The organism is Streptacidiphilus albus JL83, assembly GCF_000744705.1.
In the GTDB taxonomy this organism is placed as follows: Bacteria; Actinomycetota; Actinomycetes; order Streptomycetales; family Streptomycetaceae; genus Streptacidiphilus; species Streptacidiphilus albus.
Genome location: NZ_JQML01000001.1, coordinates 2292456 through 2314506 on the forward strand (window position 1 = coordinate 2292456; position 22051 = coordinate 2314506).

General features: G+C 71.5%; 25 protein-coding genes. 16 read left to right on the top strand and 9 right to left on the bottom strand.

Annotated elements, in window-relative coordinates; all coding sequences use genetic code 11:
- The first annotated feature begins 393 nt into the window (after positions 1 to 393).
- From BS75_RS09930 to BS75_RS09955, 6 genes are all read left to right on the top strand, one after another.
- Positions 394 to 795, top strand: coding sequence for a hypothetical protein (locus BS75_RS09930; protein ID WP_034087955.1), 402 nt, complete (start codon positions 394 to 396; stop codon positions 793 to 795).
- An 80-nt stretch (positions 796 to 875) separates the two neighbouring features.
- Positions 876 to 1619, top strand: a complete 744-nt coding sequence (locus BS75_RS09935; protein WP_034087956.1) for an ATP-binding cassette domain-containing protein — start codon at positions 876 to 878, stop codon at positions 1617 to 1619.
- 4 nt (positions 1620 to 1623) lie between these two features.
- Complete coding sequence (locus tag BS75_RS09940; RefSeq protein WP_034087957.1) at positions 1624 to 2901, top strand: DUF7224 domain-containing protein; 1278 nt, start codon at positions 1624 to 1626, stop codon at positions 2899 to 2901.
- On the top strand, positions 2898 to 3488 hold the full coding sequence (locus BS75_RS09945) for a hypothetical protein (protein ID WP_034087958.1): 591 nt from the start codon (positions 2898 to 2900) through the stop codon (positions 3486 to 3488). Before BS75_RS09940 ends, BS75_RS09945 begins: the two co-directional genes overlap by 4 nt.
- Positions 3489 to 3603: 115 nt before the next feature.
- Positions 3604 to 4590 carry a response regulator transcription factor gene (locus BS75_RS09950; protein ID WP_331281412.1) on the top strand — a complete coding sequence of 329 codons (987 nt, stop codon included), beginning with the start codon at positions 3604 to 3606 and terminating at the stop codon, positions 4588 to 4590.
- Positions 4518 to 5774 carry a histidine kinase gene (locus BS75_RS09955; RefSeq protein WP_152646085.1) on the top strand — a complete coding sequence of 419 codons (1257 nt, stop codon included), beginning with the start codon at positions 4518 to 4520 and terminating at the stop codon, positions 5772 to 5774. Before BS75_RS09950 ends, BS75_RS09955 begins: the two co-directional genes overlap by 73 nt.
- A 512-nt stretch (positions 5775 to 6286) precedes the next feature.
- Here the strand turns inward: BS75_RS09955 and BS75_RS09960 are convergent.
- On the bottom strand, positions 6287 to 7123 hold the full coding sequence (locus BS75_RS09960; protein ID WP_034087959.1) for a MerR family transcriptional regulator: 837 nt from the start codon (positions 7121 to 7123) through the stop codon (positions 6287 to 6289).
- 152 nt (positions 7124 to 7275) lie between these two features.
- On the opposite strand from BS75_RS09960, the gene BS75_RS09965 reads away from it, so the two are divergent.
- On the top strand, positions 7276 to 7641 hold the full coding sequence (locus BS75_RS09965; protein ID WP_034087960.1) for a nuclear transport factor 2 family protein: 366 nt from the start codon (positions 7276 to 7278) through the stop codon (positions 7639 to 7641).
- Positions 7642 to 7771: 130 nt separating this feature from the next.
- Here BS75_RS09965 and BS75_RS09970 read toward each other — a convergent pair whose 3' ends face one another.
- The gene (locus tag BS75_RS09970; RefSeq protein ID WP_034087961.1) at positions 7772 to 8686 is read right to left on the bottom strand and encodes a helix-turn-helix transcriptional regulator; all 915 of its coding nucleotides are present in this window, start codon (positions 8684 to 8686) and stop codon (positions 7772 to 7774) included.
- A 195-nt stretch (positions 8687 to 8881) separates the two neighbouring features.
- Between BS75_RS09970 and BS75_RS09975 the strand changes: the two genes are divergently transcribed.
- Entirely contained in the window at positions 8882 to 9811 is a 930-nt protein-coding gene (locus BS75_RS09975; protein ID WP_231607732.1) for an SDR family NAD(P)-dependent oxidoreductase, read from the top strand.
- Here the strand turns inward: BS75_RS09975 and BS75_RS09980 are convergent.
- Both BS75_RS09980 and BS75_RS09985 read right to left on the bottom strand, forming a co-directional pair.
- Entirely contained in the window at positions 9791 to 10435 is a 645-nt protein-coding gene (locus tag BS75_RS09980) for a GNAT family N-acetyltransferase (RefSeq protein ID WP_081982221.1), read from the bottom strand. The two genes, BS75_RS09975 and BS75_RS09980, sit on opposite strands and share 21 nt — an antisense overlap.
- 95 nt (positions 10436 to 10530) lie before the next feature.
- Positions 10531 to 11055: a PadR family transcriptional regulator gene (locus BS75_RS09985; RefSeq protein WP_034092746.1), complete on the bottom strand. Its 525-nt coding sequence runs from the start codon at positions 11053 to 11055 to the stop codon at positions 10531 to 10533.
- A 144-nt stretch (positions 11056 to 11199) separates the two neighbouring features.
- Here BS75_RS09985 and BS75_RS09990 point away from each other — a divergent pair, with 144 nt between their 5' ends.
- Positions 11200 to 12528 (top strand): carotenoid oxygenase family protein, encoded by a 1329-nt coding sequence (locus BS75_RS09990; RefSeq protein ID WP_034087963.1) that lies wholly within the window; start codon positions 11200 to 11202, stop codon positions 12526 to 12528.
- Between the two features lie 179 nt (positions 12529 to 12707).
- Positions 12708 to 13265 carry a hypothetical protein gene (locus BS75_RS09995; protein WP_034087964.1) on the top strand — a complete coding sequence of 186 codons (558 nt, stop codon included), beginning with the start codon at positions 12708 to 12710 and terminating at the stop codon, positions 13263 to 13265.
- A 29-nt stretch (positions 13266 to 13294) separates the two neighbouring features.
- On the opposite strand, the gene BS75_RS10000 is transcribed toward BS75_RS09995, so the two are convergent.
- Positions 13295 to 14443 (bottom strand): PP2C family protein-serine/threonine phosphatase, encoded by a 1149-nt coding sequence (locus tag BS75_RS10000; protein WP_042439599.1) that lies wholly within the window; start codon positions 14441 to 14443, stop codon positions 13295 to 13297.
- A gap of 179 nt (positions 14444 to 14622) precedes the next feature.
- Between BS75_RS10000 and BS75_RS10005 the strand changes: the two genes are divergently transcribed.
- Both BS75_RS10005 and BS75_RS10010 read left to right on the top strand, forming a co-directional pair.
- Positions 14623 to 15057: an SRPBCC family protein gene (locus tag BS75_RS10005; RefSeq protein ID WP_034087965.1), complete on the top strand. Its 435-nt coding sequence runs from the start codon at positions 14623 to 14625 to the stop codon at positions 15055 to 15057.
- A 113-nt stretch (positions 15058 to 15170) separates the two neighbouring features.
- Positions 15171 to 15614 carry a helix-turn-helix domain-containing protein gene (locus BS75_RS10010; protein WP_034087966.1) on the top strand — a complete coding sequence of 148 codons (444 nt, stop codon included), beginning with the start codon at positions 15171 to 15173 and terminating at the stop codon, positions 15612 to 15614.
- 94 nt (positions 15615 to 15708) lie between these two features.
- Here the strand turns inward: BS75_RS10010 and BS75_RS10015 are convergent, their stop codons facing one another.
- On the bottom strand, positions 15709 to 16311 hold the full coding sequence (locus BS75_RS10015; protein ID WP_034087967.1) for a ClpP family protease: 603 nt from the start codon (positions 16309 to 16311) through the stop codon (positions 15709 to 15711).
- Between the two features lies 1 nt (position 16312).
- Positions 16313 to 16951: a ClpP family protease gene (locus tag BS75_RS10020; RefSeq protein ID WP_034087968.1), complete on the bottom strand. Its 639-nt coding sequence runs from the start codon at positions 16949 to 16951 to the stop codon at positions 16313 to 16315.
- Positions 16952 to 17198: 247 nt separating this feature from the next.
- On the opposite strand from BS75_RS10020, the gene BS75_RS10025 reads away from it, so the two are divergent.
- The 4 genes from BS75_RS10025 (at position 17199) to ligD (ending at position 20099) form a co-directional block, all read left to right on the top strand.
- A complete protein-coding gene (locus BS75_RS10025; protein WP_034087969.1) occupies positions 17199 to 17648 on the top strand; it encodes a nitroreductase family deazaflavin-dependent oxidoreductase in 450 nt (149 codons plus the stop codon).
- A gap of 220 nt (positions 17649 to 17868) precedes the next feature.
- Positions 17869 to 18372, top strand: coding sequence for an AAA family ATPase (locus BS75_RS10030; protein ID WP_034087970.1), 504 nt, complete (start codon positions 17869 to 17871; stop codon positions 18370 to 18372).
- A 168-nt stretch (positions 18373 to 18540) separates the two neighbouring features.
- Positions 18541 to 18990: a nitroreductase family deazaflavin-dependent oxidoreductase gene (locus BS75_RS10035; RefSeq protein ID WP_034087971.1), complete on the top strand. Its 450-nt coding sequence runs from the start codon at positions 18541 to 18543 to the stop codon at positions 18988 to 18990.
- Positions 18991 to 19076: 86 nt separating this feature from the next.
- Complete coding sequence (gene ligD / locus BS75_RS10040) at positions 19077 to 20099, top strand: non-homologous end-joining DNA ligase (protein ID WP_034087972.1); 1023 nt, start codon at positions 19077 to 19079, stop codon at positions 20097 to 20099.
- Positions 20100 to 20160: 61 nt separating this feature from the next.
- On the opposite strand, the gene BS75_RS10045 is transcribed toward ligD, so the two are convergent.
- Positions 20161 to 21219: an ATP-dependent DNA ligase gene (locus BS75_RS10045; protein WP_034087973.1), complete on the bottom strand. Its 1059-nt coding sequence runs from the start codon at positions 21217 to 21219 to the stop codon at positions 20161 to 20163.
- Positions 21220 to 21398: 179 nt separating this feature from the next.
- Positions 21399 to 22037, bottom strand: a complete 639-nt coding sequence (locus tag BS75_RS10050; protein ID WP_034087974.1) for a TetR/AcrR family transcriptional regulator — start codon at positions 22035 to 22037, stop codon at positions 21399 to 21401.
- Positions 22038 to 22051 lie beyond the last annotated feature (14 nt).

A 22051-nucleotide genomic window follows, 5' to 3' on the forward strand; every position in this document is an offset into this window, starting at 1 on the left:
AGACGGCTGGGATGAAGCCAGCGTTACGAGCAACATCACTGGATGCGACTCGCTTGGTCTGCCTGCTGCGGTTGGCAGCTGCCGGTGCACACGACCAACGGCCTCGTCCTGGCTCCGGACACCGAGCTGTCCCAGGTCACCGCGCCGCACACAGTGCTGATTCCCGGCTGCCCGGTCGACCAGGGCGGGGCGGATCGTGTCCATCTGCACGGGCGCCTTCTTCGGCCAAGCCGCCGGACTCCCCCCGATCGGGGTGGCGGCAACCACGCTGTCCGGCGGGGGTCTTCCGGTCGATGGGAGGTGGGTCAGCTGGATGTGTCTCCGTATGTTGATCGTGCAACTGCGGGGGCGTCAGTTCGAGTACCTCCGCGTCGAACCAATGCAAGGAATTACGTGCTCTCGCTCAAGCGTGCCGCCGCCGTCGGCGTTGTCTCCTTCACTGCGGCCCTGATCGCGGCCCCCGCGTATGCCAACGGCGGCTTCAATTCCTACATCTCCGGCTGGGGCACCGGCCACAACTCGCGTACCTGGACCGAAGGGAACGACACCGTGGCCACCAGCGTCGCCCTGTCCGGCTGCAGCGCCTCCGGCGCCAAGTTCGCCAACGTCACCCTGCAGCTCTCGCAGGTCCATTCGCTCACGCCCGACACGGACGAAGGCCACAAGGTCAACTACTGCAGGACATCCTCATGGGGCCGTCAGTCCGCAGCCGACTACCGCTTTGCCGTGGTGGACATCAACGGCAGCGACTACGGCCTGCAGGTGAGCGCGAAGGGGGTCTCAGTCCAGTACTGAGCCCAGGGGGCGGCAGCGGGAACCGTCCGCCGCCCCTCGTCTCTCCGTTCACGGCACATCTCCTTCGGCAAGGTTCGCACATGCCCATCCGCTTTGAGCACTGCACATTCGGCTACAGCAACAGGAGGGACGTCATCACGGACCTCTCCTTGGAGCTCCCCGAGGGCTGCACGGTCCTGCTCGGCCCCAACGGTGCGGGGAAGTCCACGCTGCTCTCCCTGGCCGCGTCAGTCCGGCACCCGAAAGCGGGCAGAGTCTCCTACCGGCACCTCGACCCTGCGCGGGGCCGGAAGCTGGCCGACTACCGGCGGCGGGTGGGCTGGATGCCACAGGACATCACCGCGGTCCCCGGCCTGAAGGTGCGTGAGCAGGCGGCCTACGCGGCCTGGTTGAAGGGCATCTCCCGGCGTGAGTCCTGGGACCGGTCGCTTGGGGCGTTGCGCATGGTCCGGCTGTCCGATCTGGCCGACCGGCCCGCCCGGACGCTCTCCGGTGGGCAGCTGCGTCGACTGGGTATTGCGCAGGCCCTGGTGCACGGCTGCGAGGTCGTGCTCATGGACGAACCGACCGCCGGACTGGACCCGGTGCAGCGCGCGGGGTTCCGCGAGCTGATGGCCGAACTCAACGGCACCGTCCACTGCGTGGTCTCCACCCACCAGACCGAGGACCTGGACGCCGTCTACGACTCCACGATCGTCCTGGAAGGCGGCCAGGTCCGCTACCAGGGCTCGACCGCCGACTTCCTCGCGTACGCCGGACAGCACACCGCGCCCGAGCGACGCGCCGAGGCGGCGTACCTGCAGTTCGTCGCGCGGGAGGCGTGACCGCATGCCCTGGTTCACGCAACTGCGCACCTCCCTGGCCGCATGGCTCTCCCTCCCGCTCGTCTGCGGCATCGTCCTGTACGCCCAGGGGGACCTGGTGCAATGGGCCACGACCGGCTACTGGGAGTCGGCCAGCGGAAAAGCGGCCTACCTGCTGTTCATGATCGCCCCGGCGGCGGCGCTGGCCGGAGCATGGGAAGGCGGCCGCATCCGCCGCGCCCGGGTGGCCGGATGGGCCCCGGCGCGGTCCCAGCTGCGGATCGCCACCGCCCACTTGCTTCCGGTGTTCGCAATGGTGGCCGTCGGCGTCACCGCAGCCTTCGCCGCCACCGCATCGACCGCGCTGGGAGCACCGGGATTCCCGGACCCTTGGATGATCCTGCTCTGCCTGGCTGTCGGCTGCTCCCACGCCGTCCTCGGCTACGCGGCCGGGCTCCTGCTCCCTGTCCCGGTCTCCCTGCCGCTGTGCCTGGCGGTTTCCTACGTGTGGACCGCGTACACGGGCACGGTGGAGCCCTTGTGGCTGAGATACCTGACAGGGATGTACCTCGACGACTGCTGCGCGCTGGACCAGGTACCGAAGACCGGCGTGCTGGTATCGCCGGTCGTCATGGCGCTGGGCCTGGCCACAGCCGGCGGACTGCTCATCGCGGCCCGGCGACGGCTGCCCGCCGCTCTGGGCGCCGTCGTGGCGGTTGCGGTCGGCTTCGCCCTGGCCGCCTGGCCGGTCCATCACCTCGGAGCCGATCCGACACGGGCACGGACCGGCACGCAGTGCGCCGGCACGGGCCCGCAGATATGCCTGTGGCCCGAGCAGCAGCGGGCCGCTGACCGCATCCGTCTCACCGTGCGCACCGGCTACGCCCGTCTGGCAGCGGCCGGCCTCCACCTTCCCGACATCGTCAAGGCCTCCGACGACGCCCGGCAGCACGGCGCGCTCACCCTGCTCGCGTCCACGAGCCCGACCACCCAGGAGATCACCGACGACCTCTCCCAGGCCATCCTGCCCGCCGGCCCCCCAGCGTGCTCCGAGGACACGCCCTACCCTGGAAACGCGGCCTACGGCCCCCTTCAGGCATGGCTCGACCTCGCCCAGGGCGGCACAGGACGGCTGCTCGCCGGAGAGGTCACAGCCACCGACATCCAGCTCGCCGAGCACGTGCGGGCGCTGCCCCGCGATGAGCAGTTGTCCTGGTTCGCCGCCGACATGAACTCGCTGACCCACTGCGACACCCCCATGGCGATGCTGCCCGCCACCGCCGGCAAGGAGCGTGCCCGATGAGGTGGTGGCTCAGGATCCGCCTGGTGCCCTGGACCCTCGCGGCGCTCACCGGATGCGCGATCGCGGCAGCGTCGATGCCCGGGGCGTCGATGCCGATGCCGAGCCTGGCCGGCGGCCTCCTGCTGCCCGTGCCGCTGTCGTTGCTGGCCCCTCTGGTCCCCTCGCTGCTCGCGCTCCACGCAGTGGACCGGGCTGTGACCGCTGCCGAGGACACTGCCACCCGGCCCGTACCGCGCATGGACGGTACCTACCTGCTGCTGTGCGCACTGCTCGCCCTCGCCGCCGGAGGTTGCGGACAGGCTCTGGGCTGGTGGCCGCTGGGTGAGGGATTCGGACGCAACGTCGCAGGCACGATCGGCCTGGGGCTGCTTGCCCGCTGGGTCGCAGGACCGCTGGCAGCGACTACGGCCCCGGTCGCCTTCACCGTCATCTGCACCTTCTTCGGCGTGAGCCTCGGCGGACACGCCCGCGCATGGGCCTGGCCTCTCGCTGCCCCGACCTCACTCAGCGCCCTCGTGATCTCCCTGCTCCTCCTCACGCTCGGCCTCCACGGCATCGGCAGGCGTGGTGCGTGGCTGCGGCATTGAACGCAGCTCGGCACCTTGGCAACCCGCTCCCGGGGCTCCTCGGCGGACCCCCGGGGGCGGGGATTCGCTGTCCGCGCGCTACGCGCCGGGGGAACGACCAGTACGCGTACGCACCATGGATCTGCTGGTCACGCTGAGGGTGAAGCCAGAACTGGCGGCCGTCGTGAACGCACCGGCACCCCCGTTTCCGGTCCTGAAAGGTGGGAAATTCGGCGTGGCCGTGATCCGCGGGCCCGGGCACACTGTTTCAGACGGCGCCACCGGAGCGGCTCCCGTGGCGCGTGGATCTCCTTCCGGTCCTTTCCACAAGCAGCAGTTGTTTCAGAACGGAAAGTTGTTGGGCGAGGGCATGCACGGGGCAGCGCAGGCATTGGACGGCGCGCTCGGCGTTGTGGTGGTGGACGACGAACAGCTGGTGCGTGCCGGGTTGCGGATGATCCTCAACTGCGCACCGGGCCTGGACGTCCTGGCCACCTGCGACGGCCCTGAGGCACTGGCCGCCGTGGACCGGCACCAGCCGGACATCGTGCTACTGGACATCGAGATGCCGGGTACCGACGGCATTGCCGTCCTGCGCCGCATTCAGGGTCTGCCGAAACCGCCGACGGTCGCGATGCTGACCACCTTCGACACGGAGTCGTACGTGCGCGCTGCCCTGGAGCACGGCGCGGCCGGCTACTTCGTCAAGGACACCGACCCCGACCAGTTGATCCAAGAGGTGCACGCCCTGGCCTCGGGCGGCCGGCCCTTGGCACCCGGTGTGACGCGGACCGTCATCGACGGATACCTGGCCGGCAGCCACCCCTCGCCCCCGGACGAAACCACTGCGAGGGTCGCTGCGCTCACACCTCGCGAACGCGAAGCGCTGCTCCTGCTCGGCTGCGGCCTCACCAACGCTGAGATCGCCGGTCACCTGAATATCGCCCCCAGCACCGCCAAGGACCACGTCAGCACGCTTCTGGCCAAAATCGGACGACTCAACCGGGTCCAGGCAGCCGTCTGGGCGGCCCGCGCCGGACTCCTGCCCAGGTGGAACAGCCAACAGCAGCGCGCCGACCGGCCCAGGACCACCGGCCGACCCGCCGCCGGGGCCACCCGATGAAGCCGCGCCGACTCCTGTGGCTACTGACCCCCACCGGAGTGGCGGCCCTTGAGGCCTGGCAACGCACCACCTCACCACCGCTCACCCCGCTGCAGACGGTGCTGCTGCTCTCGACCCCCTTGGTCCTGCTGGCCCGGCGCCGATGCCCCCTGGTCGTCTTCCTCGGCACGCTGCCCGACACGTGCACGGTCTCCGGCCTACCGTCACTGCTCGCGCTCTACACGGTGGCACTCACCAACTCCCGCCGCGCAGTGGCAGTCGGCTGCGCTCTCGCCTTCGTCCTCGCCTTCGAGTACTACGCCGGCGCCAACGATTTCCGGCATGCCTTCCACGGAGAGGTCTGGGAACTGTTCCTCCTGGCAGCGTGCGTCGCCGCACCCACTGCCCTGGGCCTGCTCGCCCGCACCCGGCTCGTACTCTCCGCCCGCCTGCACGACCTCGAACGCTCACGCCATCGCGAGGACCAACTCCTCGCCCAGCAGGTCCAGTCCGCCGAGCGTGCCCGCCTGGCCAGAGAGATGCACGACATCGTGGCCCACAACGTCAGCCTGATCAGCCTCCGGACCGCAGCGCTCCAGGTCAGCACCACCGACCCGCAGATCAAGTCAACCGCCCGCGAACTGCGCAACCTCGCTGCCCGGACCTTGGACGAGCTTCGCGAAATGGTCGGTCTGCTGCGCGCCTCGGGCGGCACCAGCGCCCCCCAACCACGCCTCGTGGACCTGCCCCGGCTCATCGCCGAGAGCCAACTCCCCGTCGAAACCCGGTTCGACATCCCCCTCGCCGACCCGCCGGCCAGCCCCTGGCCCGGTCCTGTCCAGCAAGCGATCTACCGCACCGTCCAGGAATCCCTCACCAATGTCCGCAAACACGCGCCCGGCACCCGTGTACACATCCACCTCTACCTGGCCGACCAACATGTGCATGTAGATGTCCGGAACGGGCCGCCCGCCCCCGAGGCGCCACCACTGCTGCTGCCATCCGGCGGGCACGGCCTCAGGGGCCTCCACGAACGAGCCCACCTGACGGGGGGTGCTCTTGATGCCCACCCCACCGAAGGCGGCGGCTTTCACGTGCACGCCGTCTTTCCCATCGCCCGATCCACGCGGGCCGAGGCTCTGCCGAGACCGGCGTCCGAGACTTCCGTGGACTCCACGCGTCTTCTCAATTGTGACGTCCCCTGAAGTGAACTGACACATCGACTGTCCTCGCTTTGCTGGATCCTCGTCGTACTCCTTGCACTGGGAGGCGGCTGTCCGTCAGTTGTCATGCAGGCCGTGGCCTCTGCCTGGGATCCAGCGCAACCCCCGCGGCAACATCTCGCCTCGCACGGCACCGGCACGGGAGTGTCCTCGAGAACGGCTCCCTTCTCATGGAGCGCCCCGCGGTGAATGCCCTGCACGATGTGGCCATGGCCGGACGCGTTCGCCGGTCAGGCTACGAGCACGCCGAGGGCCTGAGTCTGCAACAGGCTCAACGCGACCTCAGGGACCTCGTCACCGCCCGAATCCTCGAACCAGTCGGCCGAACCCGAGCCCGCTACTACAAAGCCGGGCCCCACTTCCCTCAGGCCGCCCTCGACATCGCCCGCACACCCATGACCTTGACCGATCCCTACGCCAACCGACGGGAGCCAGGACGACCCGGCCGCCGCGGCGGGTTCGAGGCCGAAGCGACCCGGAGAGCCCTGGCGGGATCACGCCGAGTGGGCGGGATGGTTGTCAGCGCGGAAGACGGGCCAGCCGATCTCGGTTTCCCAGCGGGTCTCGTCCGGTGTGTCGTGGGCGTCGCGCAGGTAGGTCTCGCGCAGCGGGCCGTCGACGCTGATCTCGTGGGTGGTGGCGTAGGAGCCGAGTTCGGCATAGGCGAGGTCGACATCGGCCAGGGGGCCGTGGTGGGTGATGACCGCGAGTTCCGCGGCGGGCACCAGGAAGGGCTCCACCCGGCCGATCGCGCGCACATCGCCGTCGACGGGGATGAACACGATGGCCTCTCCTCGGTCGTTCTGGAACAGCTCGCTGTCATACAGGCCGCCGCTCGGCCCGGCCCGGTGCAACTGCTGGGCATGGACGGTGGCGTGCAGTTCGCCCAGGGCGCCGTGCCACCAGGCGAGGATGTCGTCACGGTCCACGGTCTGCCGGATGCCGACGGCCGGGGTCGCGGGCACGGTGCGGTGCTTGATGGACCTGGCCGCCGCTGGGCCCTGCAGCAGGTTGCGCAGGGAGTCGACGGCGGCGCGGGTCTGGGCGAGTTCGGTCTCAAGCCGGTTCAGGTGGGTGGTGATCAGAGCGTTGCGCGCGGCGGTGCCGGGGGCGTTCAGGACGGCCTTGACCTCGGCGACCGGCATCTCCAGGTCCCGCAGCCGACGGATGACCTGGGCGGAGGGGATCTGGTCGGGCCTGTAGTAGCGGTAGCCGTTGCCCGGGTCCACCGTGGCGGGCTCCAGCAGACCCACCTGGTGGTAGTGCCGCAGCGTCTTGACGCTCAGGTGCGTGGCCCGGGAGAAGTCCCCAACAGTAAGACCTTCTTTCATGGTCCCAGTGTCAACCCTCCCCGTGCGGGAGGGTCAACGCGCCACGGTGGTGTTGACCCTCCCCCGGCCGGAGCGCCGAGCTTTGACATCGGGCCGCCGGATCGGTGGTCCGGGAAGCTCGATGACTCGATGACTCGATGAGGAGAAGTGCCATGACCGATACCAGTACCTCGCTCAGTCCGGTGCTCGCGGAGCATGTCCGTGCCGTCAACGCCTTCGACGTGGACGCGATCGTCGCGACCTTCGCCGAGGACGCCCTGGTCAACGACGCGCGACGGGAGTTCTGGGGTGCTGCGGCGATCCGCCGCTGGGTCACGAAGGAGCTGGTCGGGGACAAGGTGACCCTGGAGGTGACCGAGGTCATCGACCACCACGGCGACGCGATCGTGCGTGCGCGCTACGACGGCCAGTACGACAAGACGAACCTGCCCGACGAGCTGATCATGACGAACTACTTCACCGTTCGTGACGGCAGGATCGTCAGCCTCCTCGTCATCCGGAACCAGACAGCGAACTGAAGACAGCGAACTGACCCGACAGTGCGCACTGTGACGCCCGCCCAGGTCCGGTTCCGGCGGCCTGGGCTGCGCGCAGGATCGGCTTTGGCGGTGGCCGCCGCCCAGGGTCGACCCCGGGGTCGACCGCTGGTCAGCCCTGGCCGGGCGCGGGGTCCGGCAGCGGCGCGGCTGTCGGAGGGCTGCTCCAGGTCGGAGGGGTGCTCCAGGCGGCCAAGAGCCGTAGTGCGTCCGCCGACGGTGACCCTGGTTCGGCAGTGTGCAGGCCGAGGGTCTGCTCGGGGTCACCGGTGGGGTTGAGGGCCTCGTAGTCGAGGGTGAGCTCGCCGACCAGGGGGTGGCGGTACCGCTTGCTGCCGTGGCTGCGCTGCAGCACGTCGTGGTCGGCCCACCAGCGACGGAAATCGCCGTCGCGCAGCGAGAGTTCGCCCACCAGCTCGGCGAGCCGGGGGTCGTCCGGGTGCGCCCCTGCGTAGAGGTGCAGCGAGGCGACGGTGCCGCGGGCGGACCGCTCCCAGTCGACGTACAGCTCACGGGCGGCCGGGTCGAGGAACACGAAGCGGGCCATGTTGCGTTCGCGCTGCGGCAGCGCCTCGAAGTCGGTGTACAGGACCCGGGCCAGCCGGTTGCTCGCCAGCACGTCCGAGCGGTGCCCCAGGACCAGGGCCGGATTGCCGGTCAAGGTGTCCAGGATGCGGTACAGGCCGGGCCTGACCCGCTGCGGGGGCAGCGGCCGACGGCGGCTACGGGTGGGCCTGGCCAGGGCGAACAGGTGGCCGCGCTCGGTGTCGTCGAGGCACAGGGCCCGGGCGACCGCGTCCAGCACGCCCTCGGAGACGTTCGTGCCGCGACCGCGCTCCAGCCGCACGTAGTAGTCCACGCTGACCCCGGCCAGCTGGGCGACCTCCTCACGGCGCAGCCCGGGCACCCGCCGGGTGCCCGATCGCGGGGGCAGCCCGGCGTCCTCGGGGGTGATCCGGGCCCGGCGCGAGCGCAGGAAATCCCGCAGCTCGGCGTTGCCGCCCGGATCGGCGGAAGACTCACTCATGCTCCCCAGGTTAGGACCACCCCGGGCCCTGGGCACGGCGCGTGGGAGGTACTGCTGGACCCCCGGTCGAAGCAGCACCCTCTACCCCGCCGCGGAGCCGGTGGCCGGTGGTTCGCTGGTAGTGGGCCGTCCGCCGGGCGACCCCGCGCGCCCCACCCGGGGGCCTGACCGAAGGGCAGTCCGATGAGTGAACCCATGCGCATCACCACACCGTTCGACGAGCGGTCGACCGCTGCCGAGGTGGTGGCCGGCGTCGACCTGACCGGTCGGCGGGCCGTCGTCACCGGTGGCTCGTCGGGCATCGGCGTCGAGACCGCCCGGGCCCTGGCCGCGGCCGGCGCCGAGGTGACCTTGGCGGTGCGGGATCCTGAGGCCGGTCGGCGCAGCGCCGAGGACCTCCGGTCGAGCACCGGCAGCAAGCAGGTCCTGGTCGCCCCGCTCGACCTGGCCGACCAGCGGTCGGTCCGCGCCTTCGTCGCCGCGTGGGAGGGGCCGCTGCACCTCCTGGTCAACAACGCCGGGGTGATGCGGACACCCGAACAGCGCACACCCGAGGGTTGGGAGCTGCAGTTCGCGACCAACCATCTGGGCCACTTCGCACTCGCCGCCGGGCTGCACCCGGCGCTGGCGGCGGCAGGTCACGCCCGGGTGGTGTCGCTCAGCTCCGTCGCCCACCTGCAGGCCCCGGTGGACTTCGACGACATCCACTTCCGGCGGCGGGCCTACGATCCCGGCACCGCCTACGCCCAGTCCAAGACGGCCACCGCACTCTTCGCCGTCGAGGCCCAGCGTCGCTGGGCCGGCCACGGCATCACCGTCAACGCGGTTCATCCGGGGGCGATCCTGTCGAACCTGACGCGGCACATGGACCAGGAGGCACTCGACGCCACGATCGCCACCGGCGGCTACGTGTTCAAGACGCCCGAGCAGGGCGCCGCCACCTCCGTGCTCGCGGCGACCTGGCCGCAGCTCGACGGCGTGGGCGGCCGGTACTTCGAGGACTGCAACCAGGCCCACGCCCACGTGGACGGCACGCCCGGCGGGGTGGCGGCCCATGCCCTGGACCCGGAGGCCGCCGACCGGCTCTGGCAGGCATCCCTGGATTCACTGGCCGGGACCGTGTAGCGCGCGGAGCCGTTGACCGGCTCGGCGCCCGGTCGGCCCGGCCTCCCCCCGGGGTCGGCCGGGTGCGCTCACCGACGGTTCCGGGGCGGCCAGTTGGCTCCAGCGGTCGGTGAGCAGCCCGAAGAGCAGGTCGTCGGTCCACTCGCCCTTGATCCAGGTGTTCGCGGGGCGTCGCCCCTCGTTCTGGAATCCAACCCGTTCCAGGAGCCGTGCGGAGTCCTGGTTGCGGGCGTCGCACTCCGCAGACACTCGGTGCAGGCCGCGCCGCTCGAACAGGTCCTGAAGTACGGCGTTCACCGCCTCGGCGGCATATCCGCGCCCCTGTCGCTCCGGAGCCAGCGTGATCCCCAACTCGGCCTGCATCCGGTTCTCGTGCAGTTTCACTCCCACATCACCTACCAGGCAGCCGCCGTCCTTGAGCTCGACCGCGTACTGGAACCACCCGGGCTGCCCTGGGTCGCCACCGGCGAACTCCCGGACGAGAGCGGTGGCGGACTCCACCGACACCGGCGCCGTCCACCCCTGGTAGCGGGCGACCTCCGGGTCCGAGCGATAGGTGGCGAACGCAGGGGCGTCGTCCGCCCGGAAGCGCCGCAGAGTGAGTCGGGCTGTCTCCAGAAGCATGCGGCGAGCATCTCACCCGTGCCACGCTGCGTCGATCGGATTGCCTGCCCTCAGGGGAGAGCAGCCGGGCGCTGTGGTCGGGCGAGCTGCGGACTTCATTCCGCGGCGGAGGTGATCTGGCTGCTGGCCCACTGCGCCCACTCCTCCTGCATCGCATAGAGGCGCAGGCCGTATTCGAGCGCCAGTCGGCCGTTGGTGGTCAGCGGGCCCTGCTCGGTCCAGTCGAGGGAGTCCTGCAGCTGCCGTAGCGCGGCGTGGTCCGCCGCGGCCTGCTCGGCTGCCTTGGCCAGGTAGTCCGCGGCCTGTTCCGCGTCGAGCACCCCCATGAAGAAGACACGCAGCAGGGCGCTGCTGCGCCGCGGCTCCGGCTTGTCCTCGATCAGCCAGCGTCGCAGCTCGGCCAGGCCCGCATCGGTGAGGGTGTACTCCTTGCGTCCGCGCGGTCCCTCTGCGGCGACGTCGATCAGGCCGCCGTCGGCGAGGCGGGCGAGTTCCCCGTAGACCTGGCTCTGGGTCGCCGGCCAGACGTTGGCCAGCGACGTGTTGAAGCGCTTCATCAGGTCGTAGCCGCTGGCGGGCTGGTCGACGAGGAGGCCGAGGACTGCGTGGCGAAGGCTCATGCCGACCATCCTACATTCCTCTATTGACAGGTCAGATCCCGACATTCTAGTTTCGACATATCTGGATTGGAATATCAGGCCTCCGCCCCCTCTCGCCGGGCGGGACCTCGGCCGCCGAGCCGACCGACACCTTCGGAGTGCGCCATGACCACCACCGCCCCGCACCTACTGGGCAACTTCGCCCCCGTACCCGACGAGCTCACCGTCACCGAGTTGTCCGTCACCGGTTCCGTACCGCCCGAGCTGACCGGCTGGTACCTGCGCAACGGACCCAATCCGCGCGAAGCGGCCTCCGCACACTGGTTCCTGGGCGACGGCATGGTCCACGGCGTGCGACTGGAAGGCGGCAGGGCCGCGGCCTACCGCAACCGCTGGGTTCGAACCGCCAGCTTCACCCGCGGCGCCCGCCCCTACGACGAGCACGGCAACCACGACCTGACCGCCGGCGTCGCCAACACCCACGTCGTGCGGCACGCGGGGCGCACCCTGGCCCTGGTCGAGTCCTCCCATCCCTACGAGCTGGACTGCCGACCCGGGCACGAACTCGACACCATCGGCGCCTACGACTTCAACGGACGCCTGCACACCCCGATGACCGCCCACCCCAAGACCTGCCCCACCACGGGCGAACTGCACTTCTTCGGCTACGGCGGCCTGACCGCCCCCTATCTGACCTACCACCGAGCGGACGCGGCAGGGGAACTGACGGTCAGTCGCCCCATCGACATACCCGCGCACACGATGATGCACGACTTCCAACTCACCTCCGCGCACGTGGTCTTCATGGACCTTCCGGTCGTCTTCGACCTGGCCAAGGCCAGGGCCGGCGCTCCCGGCATGCCCTACACCTGGACCCCCGACCACGGCGCCCGGCTCGGCGTCCTGCGCCGCGACGATCCCCACGGCGCCGTGCGCTGGTTCGAGATCCAGCCCTGCTACGTCTTCCACACCCTGGGCGCCCACGAGGAGGCGGCCGGGCAACGACTGGTCCTGCACGTCATCCGCTGGGACAGACTGGGCGACGGCGTGGACGTCAACGGCCACGGGTCACTGTGGCGCTGGACCATCGACCTGGCAGCAGGGAGCGTCCGCGAGGAGCAACTGGACGACCGGAGCACCGAGTTCCCCCGGATCGACGACCGCCTCACCGGCCTTCCCCACCGCCACGGCCACACCAGCACCGCGAAGGGCCCCGACGGCGGCGCCATCCACCGCTACGACCTTCGCGCCGGCACTGTCACCAGCCACCTCTTCGGCTCGGGCCGCACCCCGGGCGAGGCCTCGTTCGTCCCGGCCGACGACACGCCGGGAGGCCCCGGCTGGCTGATGGCGTACGTCCACGACGCCGCCACCGATCGCAGCGATCTGGTCATCCTGGACGCCGACCGCCTTGCCGACCCTCCGGTCGCCAGCGTTCACCTGCCCCGACGCGTTCCCTCCGGCTTCCACGGCAACTGGCTCCCCGACGCCTAGAGGGGGCGCCCCGGCCCCGCACGGCCCCGGCAGCGTGCAGGCGCGGGCCCTCACCAACGCGGCCACCCCCAGAGCGGCCACCCTCGATTTGGATACTCCTGTCTTGACATGTCGAACTAGGAACTTCTAGATTTGACATGTCAAAACAGGAGTCTTGCCAGAGCCTCAGGGAGTACGTCATGTCGTACCTGCGCACCTTCGCCCCGTGGATCGTCTACGCCGCCATCCCCTCGGCGAACTGGAACGGGGGGGCGCTGGCCGCCCTGCTGGTCTCGCTCCTCGTCATCGGCCGACAGGTCGGCGCCGGCCGGCCCCTGGACGCACAGATCATCGAGATCGGCTCCGCCGTCTTCTTCGCCGCGATCACCGTGCTCGCCTTCGCGGACCCGCACACCGCGCTGCACCCCTATGCGCCGGCGCTCTCGTCGACCGCGCTGGCCCTGATCGCCGGCGCCTCGCTGGCCGCTCGGCACCCGTTCACCCTCGGCATCGCCAAGCAGACCACCCCGCGCGAGTTCTGGGACCAGCCGCTCTTCATCCGCACGAACGTCATCATCACCGCCGTCTGGACGGCGAGCTTCGTGATCGGCGCCATCGTGCTCGCCGCCGTCGCGCATGACTCGACCGCGCGGACCGTCGTCCAGGTCGCCGCATTCGTCGCCCCGGCGACCTTCACGATCCGCTACTCCCGGCACATCCAGGCCAGGACTGCGGCGCTCCGCGCCCTGGCCTCCTGACCCGCAGACGCCCGGCCCGGAAATCGTCACTACCCTTGCGCGCGAGGGCCGCCGCCGTTGCCGAGGGCCCGCCCGCCGCTCCCGGGCAGACCCTCCCGGCGCACCGCCAGCACCGCGGCGTCGTCGTTCATGCCGTCCGGGACGTACGCCCGGACGTCCGCGAGCAGCCGGTCCAGCAGCGGGCCCGGCTCCAACCCGCCGATCCGCCGCAGCCGTTCCGCCAGCGGATAGAACACCCCGGCCGCGTCCCTGGCCTCCGAGATGCCGTCGGTGTACAGCAGCAGGGTGTCGCCCACGGTGAAGTCGAAGCGGCGTTCCTGGTAGGCCGCACCGACCATGGCGCTCATGGCCAGCGGTGGCAGCCGCAGCAGCGGTTCCACCGGGTGCACGCCGCCGTCGTGGCACAGGAAGGGGTCGGGATGGCCACAGTTGACCATCCACGCCGGGCCCTCCCGCTCCGGCAGGCCGAACAGGACCGCCGTGACGAACTCCTCGCTCTCGGGGCGGCGGGCCAGCGCAGCGTCGATGCGTCCGGCGACCGCGGCCAGCTCCGGCTCGGAGCGGGCGGCGTCCCGGAACACCCCCAGCACGTCCGCCGCCGTCTCCACCGCGGGCAGTCCCTTGCCGCGCACGTCGCCGAGGATCAGCCGGATGCCGTACGGCGTGGGGAGCACCTCGTAAAGGTCGCCGCCGATCCGGGCCTCGGCCTCGGCGGCGAGGTAGCGCACCGCGATCCGCAGCGGCCCGAGGCGCTCCGGGACCGGCCGCAGCAGCGCCCGCTGCGCCGCCTCCGAGACCCCGCGCACCTGCGCCAGTTCCCGCTCCCGGGAGGCCACCAGCACGACGGCGGCGGCGCTGGTGCAGGTGATGGCGAGCACCGTGACCGCAGAGGTGACGTGCACCGCCAGTGGCACTCCCCCGTTCTCCAGGGCCAGCACGATCACGCCGATCAGCGCCAGCAGCCCGGCGAGTATCGGCACCCGTGCCCTGCGGGTACCGATACTGGCCAGTACCGGTACTGCGGCCAGTACCGGCGAGAAGGTCGAGCCGGGTCCGGTGGCCAGGTCGGCGCCGATGGCGGCGCCGAGCAGCAGGTAGGCGGCGGCGAGGAACCCGCGTACCCGACGGGACAGCAGGATCGGCGGCAGCCCCACCAGTGTGTCGGACGCGCCTGCCACGGTCGCTCCTCGGTTGCCGGACGGACCTGAGTCCAGTCTCGGCACTGGTCGGGGGCTTCGCCACCGCTCCGGCCGGCGCCGGCCCGGCGGCGCACGGGGTTGCGGCGCCGGGCCGGACGGGCGAACCGGCGGACGGTCGCCGGACGATGGTGCGGTGACCGCGCGCCTACTCTTCGAGCATGGCGTTCTTCGAGATCACCCGTTCCGTCCCGGTCGGCGTCCGGGAGTGCTGGCTGCGGGTGACCGACTGGCCGCGCCACTCCGCCCTGGTGCCGCTGACCACGGTCGCGGCGGTCGGCGGCGGCGCGACCGCACTCGGCAGCGTGGTGACGGCCCGGACCGCGGTCGGCCCGCTGGGCTTCGACGACCCGATGGAGGTCGTGGTCTGGCAGCCGCCCACGGCGCAGGCCCCCGGGCGGCTGCGACTGGAGAAGCGCGGGTCGGTGGTGCTCGGCTGGGCCGAGATCGAGGTGCGCGCCGACGGCGCCGGGAGCCTGTTGCGGTGGCGCGAGGAGATCCGGTTGCGCGGCGTTCCGGCGCCGCTGAACGCCGTGCTGGCGGGCGGCGGCCGCAGGATCTTCGGCCGGGTCGTGGACGGCCTGCTGCGCGGCTGACGCCGCGTCGGCCGCCGGAGGCGGACGCGACGCCTCCGGCCCGGCCGCACGGCTTCGCCCAGGGCAGAGCGCCGTTCCCTTCCCCGAACGCCCCGGATCCCTAGGCTGAAGGGGTGAGCACTCCTGCGCCGAACGAAGCCCACGTCATCCCGCTGCGCCCGCGGGTCCGCCCGCCCGGTTCCGGTGCGGCGCCCCGTACCCCGCAACGACCGACGGGAACGCCTCAGACCCCCCAGGCCCCCGCCGCGAGGGAGCCACTGTGGCGCCACCTGGTCGGCGACGTGCTGCGACGCGAGCGACTCGCCCAGGAGCGCACGCTGAAGGACGTCGCCGAGGCGGCGCGGATCTCCATGCCGTACCTGTCGGAGGTGGAGCGCGGACGCAAGGAGGCCTCCTCCGAGGTACTCGCGGCCGCCGCCCACGCCCTCGGGCTCGGCCTCGGCGACCTGCTCTCGCTCACCCAGGACGAGCTGGCCCGGCACCCCCGCAACCGGGTGGCCGGCCGGGACCGCACGGCGCCTACGGCGCGGTACGACGGCCTGTGCCTCGCCTCCTGAGCGACTGACGCCGGTACGACGGGGCGGCACCACCGCCGTACCGGCCGGCCGGCCGGTACGGCGGCCTGCCGGCCTTCGGCGACGGCTGCGCGGGTCAGCCGAACGCGAGCCGTCGGTGCAGCACCTCGTCGGCGACCCCGTAGGCGACGGCCTCCTCGGCGGTGAGCACCTTGTCCCGGTCCATGTCCGCGCGCAGCGTCGCCGCGTCGTGGTGCGTGTGCCGGGACAGGACCTCCTCCACCTGCGAGCGGATGCGGGCCATCTCCTTGGCGGCGAGGCTGAGGTCGGAGACCGTCCCCTGTTGGCCGTTGCTGGCCGGCTGGCCGAGCAGCACCCGCGCGTGCTCCAGCACGAACCGTCGCCCGGGATCTCCGCCGGCCAGCAGCACCGCCGCCGTCGACGCCGCCTGACCGACGCAGAACGTGGAGATCGGCGCCTGAACGAACGTCATCGTGTCGTAGATCGCCATCAGCGAAGTGAACGACCCGCCAGGCGAGTTGAGATAGATGGAGATCTCCTGCTCGGGATTGGCCGACTCCAGGTGCAGGAGCTGCGCGATGACCACGTTGGCGACCCCGTCGTCGATCTCCGTGCCGAGGAAGATGATCCGCTCGTTCAGCAGCCGGCTGAAGACGTCGTAGGAGCGCTCGCCCTGCGCGGTCCGCTCGATGACGTAGGGAACCGTGTACGACCCCACGTCACAACCCCATCCGCGGGCGGGAGGTGGCCGGGCGGATGCTGGCGAGCGACTCCACCACCTGGTCCACCATCCCGTACTCCCTGGCCTGCTCGGCCGTGAACCAGCGGTCCCGGTCGCCGTCCCGCCTGATCGTCTCCTCGCTCTGCCCGGTGTGCTCGGCGGTGATCTTCTCGATGGCCTGCTTGGTGAACTGGAGGTTCTCCGCCTGAATCTCGATGTCCGCAGCGGTGCCGCCGATGCCCGCGGAGGGCTGGTGCATCATGACCCGCGCGTTCGGCATCGCGAACCGCTTGCCGGAGGCCCCGACGGTGAGCAGGAACTGGCCCATGCTGGCGGCGACCCCCATCACCAGCGTCGAGACGTCGTTCGGGACGAGCCGCATGGTGTCGAAGATGGCGAGACCTGCGGTGACCGACCCGCCGGGGCTGTTGATGTACAGGCTGATGTCGGTGCGCGGGTCCTCCGCAGACAGCAGCAGCAACTGCGCGCACACCCGGTTGGCCGACACCTCGTCGACCTGGGTGCCGAGGAGGACGATGCGCTGGGCGAGCAGCTGGGCCGCGAGGTGGTCGTCGAAGCGGCCGTGCTGGGTGTCGCCCTCCTCCGCGCGGGGCTGGAGGGTGGTCAGTGGAGTCATCTGGGTCTCCTTGTCGGGGTGGTGATGCCGTCGACTCCACTCTTGCCCCCGGGAGAGCCGCGATCGCGGTTCCTCTGCCCGCCGCAGATTCGCCACGGGCAGAGTGAGGCCCGGCCGTGACCGCGCCGCCTCCTACCGGCCCTGCGGCCGCGTGGTGGATCATGGAGGCGACAGATCCGAACGAGGGCCCGCAGCAGCCGACACCCGGCCGGCCGCGGGAGCCCTCCCCTGACGGAACGAGAGCAGCATGCCCCTCAGCGGTGAGTACCAGCCGAGCCCGGACCAGTTCGTGAGCGACCAGGTCGCGCTGTACGAGGCTTCCGGGGGCACCGAGGGCACGACCCTGGAGGGCGTGCCCGTCATCGTGCTGACCAGCCTCGGGGCCAGGAGCAGGAAGATCCGTAAGACCCCGCTGATGCGGGTGGAGCACGAGGGCACGTACGCGGTGGTGGCCTCGCAGGGCGGCGCGCCCAAGCACCCCACCTGGTACCACAACCTGGTCGCGCACCCGCAGGTCGAGCTCCAGGACGGGGCAGTGCGGCAGGACATGACGGCCCGTGAGATCAAGGGTGCGGAGCGGGAGCTGTGGTGGGCCCGCGCGGTCGAGGTCTGGCCGGACTACGCCGAGTACCGGAAGAGCACGGACCGGGTGATCCCCGTCTTCGTACTGGAGCAGACGCCCGGCGCGACCGGCTGACGGCCGCCACCTGCTCGCACCCGGGGGTGCGGTCGGGCCGGGGCGGACCGCCTTGACCCGGTTGCCGGTCTGCGTGCCGGTGGCCGACGCACCGCCGACCGCTGGTCGCGTCCTTCGTGGCCGCCGCGCTGGGCTCCGCGCTGGGACGCCGCCGCTGGGCTCCGCGCTGGACGCCGCCCTCGCACCGGGCCGGGCCGGAGCCCGGCGCTACGCTGGCGCCGTGACGCGGCGAATGGGCACAGTGGTGCTGATGTGCGGACTCCCGGGGGCGGGCAAGACCACCTACGCGATGGAGCTGGTACGGCGCGGCTACGCCCGGATCTCCATCGACGAGGTGGTCTGGCAACGGCTCGGGCAGCGCGACGCCGGCCTGGTCCTGGAGGAGGCGGAGTTCGACCGGCTCAAGGAGGAGGTCCGCCGCGAGCAGCGGCAGGAACTGGTCGAGCTGATGCTGGCCGGGCGCGACGTGGTGGTGGACTACAGCTTCTGGAGCCGTGCCGCCCGCGACGACTACAAGGCCCTGGTCGAGCGCCACGGCTGCCGGTGGGAACTGGTCCACCTCACGGCCGACCGGACCACGCTGGAGCGCCGCCTCCGGGCCCGGAGCGCCATGGCGGGCGCCAACTGCGTCACCGTGGACGAGCAGCTGTTCCTCCGCTACCTGACCGGATTCGAGGTGCCCGAGGGCGAGGGCGAGCAGGTCGTCGAACAGCCGTCGGCCTGAGGCCGACGGGCTGAGGCCGCCCTCGCCCGGCACGCGCTCCGACCGTGCCGCCTACCGGCGGACCGCGGCCTTCTGGGGAATCATGGAGGCGGCAGATCCGATCGAGGGCGCCGCACGGCTGACTCCGACTCAGCCGCAGGGCTCCTCTACCAGCGGGATGGGAGAAGCATGCCTCTCAGTGGTGAGTACCAGCCGAGCCCGGAACAGTGGGTGCGCGACCAGGTCGCCCTGTACGAGGGCTCCGGGGGCACCGAGGGAACGACCATGCGGGGCGTGCCCGTCGTCGTCCTCACCAGCCTCGGGGCGAAGAGCGGCAAGATCCGCAAGAACCCGCTGATGCGGGTGGAGCACGAGGGTGCGTACGCGGTGGTGGCCTCGCAGGGCGGCGCGCCCAAGCACCCCACCTGGTACCACAACCTGGTCGCGCACCCGCAGGTCGAGCTCCAGGACGGGACCGTGCGGCAGGACATGACGGCCCGTGAGGCCGAGGGTGCGGAGCGGGAGCTGTGGTGGGGCCGCGCGGTCGAGGTCTGGCCGGACTACGCCGAGTACCAGAAGAAGACGGACCGGGTGATCCCCGTCTTCGTGCTGGAGCCGACGTCCGGCGCGAACGGCTGACTGCGCCCCGTCGCCGCGCCCCGGCGGGCACCGGCGCGCGGCGGCCTCCGCATGCGGAGGCCGAAGTGGGCACATAGCCTACGTCCATGAGCAGCAGTGAGGCGTTCGTCACGGTCGCCGGGCGTCGCGTACGCGTCTCCTCGCCGGAGAAGGTCTGCTATCCGGCGGTCGGGGTCACCAAGCTGGACCTCGCCGAGTACTACCTCGCTGTCGCCGACGGGCTGATGCGCTCGCTCGCCGAACGCCCGATGGCGCTGCACCGGTTCCCGGGCGGGCTCGACGGCGGCAGCTCCTTCTACACGAAGCACGCGCCCAAGGGCCTTCCCGACTGGGTGGAGACGGCGGAGGTGACCTTCCCGAGCGGGCGCACCGGCCGCGAGGTGTGCGTGACCGAGCCGGCGACCGCGCTGTGGGCGGTGCAGATGAACGCCCTGGAACTGCACCCGTGGCCGGTGCGCCGTGCCGACCCCGACCACCCCGACGAGCTGCGGCTGGACCTCGATCCGCAGCCCGGCACCGGCTTCGCCGAGGCGGTCGAGGCCGCCACCGAGGCCCGGGCGCTGTTCACCGAGCTCGGCATGGCGCCGTTCGTGAAGACCTCCGGCGGACGCGGCCTGCACCTGCTGGTGCGGATCGAGCCGCGCTGGTCCTTCGTCGACGCCCGGCGGGCGGTCATCGCGCTCGCGCGCGAGCTGGAACGCCGCCGCCCGGAGCTGTTCACCACCTCCTGGTGGAAGGAGGAGCGCGGCGAGCGGATCTTCACCGACTTCAACCAGATGGCCCGGGACCGGATGCTCGCCGCCGCCTACTCCACCCGCGCCACCCCGGACGCCCGGGTCTCGATGCCCGTGCGCTGGACGGAGCTCCCGGACGTCGTCCCGGAGGACTTCACCGTGCGCACCGTCCCCGCGCTGTTCGCCGCGCACGGCGACGCGCACCGGGACCTCGACGGGTCGCCCGCCACCCTGGACGCGCTGTTGGAGATGGCCGAGCGGGACCAGCACGACCGAGGGCTCGGCGACCTGCCGTACCCGCCGGAATTCCCGAAGATGCCCGGCGAGCCCAAGCGCGTCCAGCCGTCCAAGGCCCGCCGCCCGGCGGAGGACTGACGGCGCCGGAGCCCGGCTGCGCGGTGTCCGGACCACGCCACGGACGGGCGCCACGGACGGGCTACGCCGCCGACGGACCGAGCACGTCGGCGAGATCGTAGGCGGCGGGCACGTCCAGCTGGTCGTATCCGCAGGACTCGGGCTGCCGGTCGGGCCGCCAGCGCAGGAAGCGCGCGCTGTGCCGGAACCGGTCCGCCTGCAGCTGGTCGTACCGCACCTCGCACACCCGCTCCGGGCGCAGCGCCACGAAGGAGCGGTCCTTGCCCGCGTTCCACCGGTTGAGCACGCCCGGGCGCCGGTGCCCGCCGTCGTCCTCGCCGGTCCAGGGATGGTCCTCCCCCTCGGGCAGCACCAGCGGTGCGAGTTCCTCGACCAGTTCGGCGCGCCGGGCCATGGTGAACGCGCTCGCGCCGCCCACGTAGTTGAGGACGTCCCCGTCGAGGTACAGGCCGAGCATGAGCGAGCCGACGACCGGGCCGCTCTTGTGCAGCCGGTACCCGGCCACCACCACGTCGGCCGTGCGCTCGTGCTTGACCTTCACCATGGCGCGTTCGCCGGGCCGGTACGCGCCGTCCAGCCGCTTGGCGACCACGCCGTCCAGTCCGGCGCCCTCGAAGGCCTCGAACCAGGTCCGGGCGAGGTCGGCGTCCTGGGTGGCCCGGGAGACCCGCACCTGGGGGTGCGGTGCGAACAGCCGAGCCAGCAGCTCGTGCCGCTGGGACAGCGGGCGACCCATCAGGTCCTCGTCGGCGAGCGCCAGCAGGTCGAAGGCGACGAACGTCGCCGGCGTCTGCTCGGCCAGCAGCCGGACCCGCGACTCGGCCGGATGGATCCGGTCGCTGAGCCGGTCGAAGTCGAGTCGGCTGCCGTTGACCACCACGATCTCCCCGTCCAGCACGCACCGCGGCGGCAGCGCCTCGGCCAGGGCGGCGATCAGCTCCGGGAAGTAGCGGGCGAGCGACTTGCCGCCGCGGCTGCCCAGCTCGATGTCGTCACCGTCGCGGAAGACCAGGCAGCGGAAGCCGTCCCACTTGGGTTCGTACAGGTAGCCGCCGGTCGGCACGGCCGCTGCGGACTTGGCGAGCATGGGCTCGATCGGGGGCGTGACCGGCAATGCCATCGCACATCCTCGCTGGTCGTCCTGGCTCGTCGGGCGCCCTGGATCGCCGGGCGTCGTGGCGCGCCGGGCGCCCTGGCTCGCTAATCGTCCTGGAGGCAGCGCACCATGCCCGGCCCGGTGTCGGCACCCGCTGGGGGCCGAACCGGTGACGGCGTCGCCGCCAGCGCCGATCGCGGTGGCTAGCGGGCGGGCCCGGAGATGCCGTTCAGGATGAAGCGGGTGAGCGTGTCCACCGCTTCCCCTTCGCTCAGCTCCCGGCCCAGCGCGGCGGCCTCCCCCTCGCCGAGCAGCCAGGTGGAGGCGAACTGGGAGATCAGCGAGATCAGCGCCGAGGCCACCACCAGCGGGTCGCCCGGCAGCTGCCCGCCGCTCGCGCGGATGTGCTCCAGGTGGTGCGCCATGTCGTGCAGGTTCGGTTCGAGCAACTGCCGCAGCCGCCGGGCGAAGTGCTCGTCCACCATGGCGGCCTGCGAGAGCGCGACCACCACCGGCTTGTTGGCGCTGACGAAGTTCCAGTAGGCGGCGACATGCCAGCGCACCGCCTCCGGGTCGGTGAAGTCGGGGCTGTGGCCCGGATCCTCGACCCGCTCGTCGCTCTCCGCGAGCATGTCCACCAGCAGCGCCTCCAGCAGCTGCTCCTTGCTGCCGAAGTGGCTGTAGAACGAGCCGGCCGCGCGGTCGGCCTCGGCGGTGATGTCCGTGATCTTCGCCTTCAGGTAGCCGGTGCGGGCGAAGACCCGTTTGGCGGCTTCCTTCAGCGCGGCCTCGGTCTCGGCGGACCGCGCCTTGCGCACGCCGACCGTCCCTGAACCGGTCATTCCACCGCGGCCTT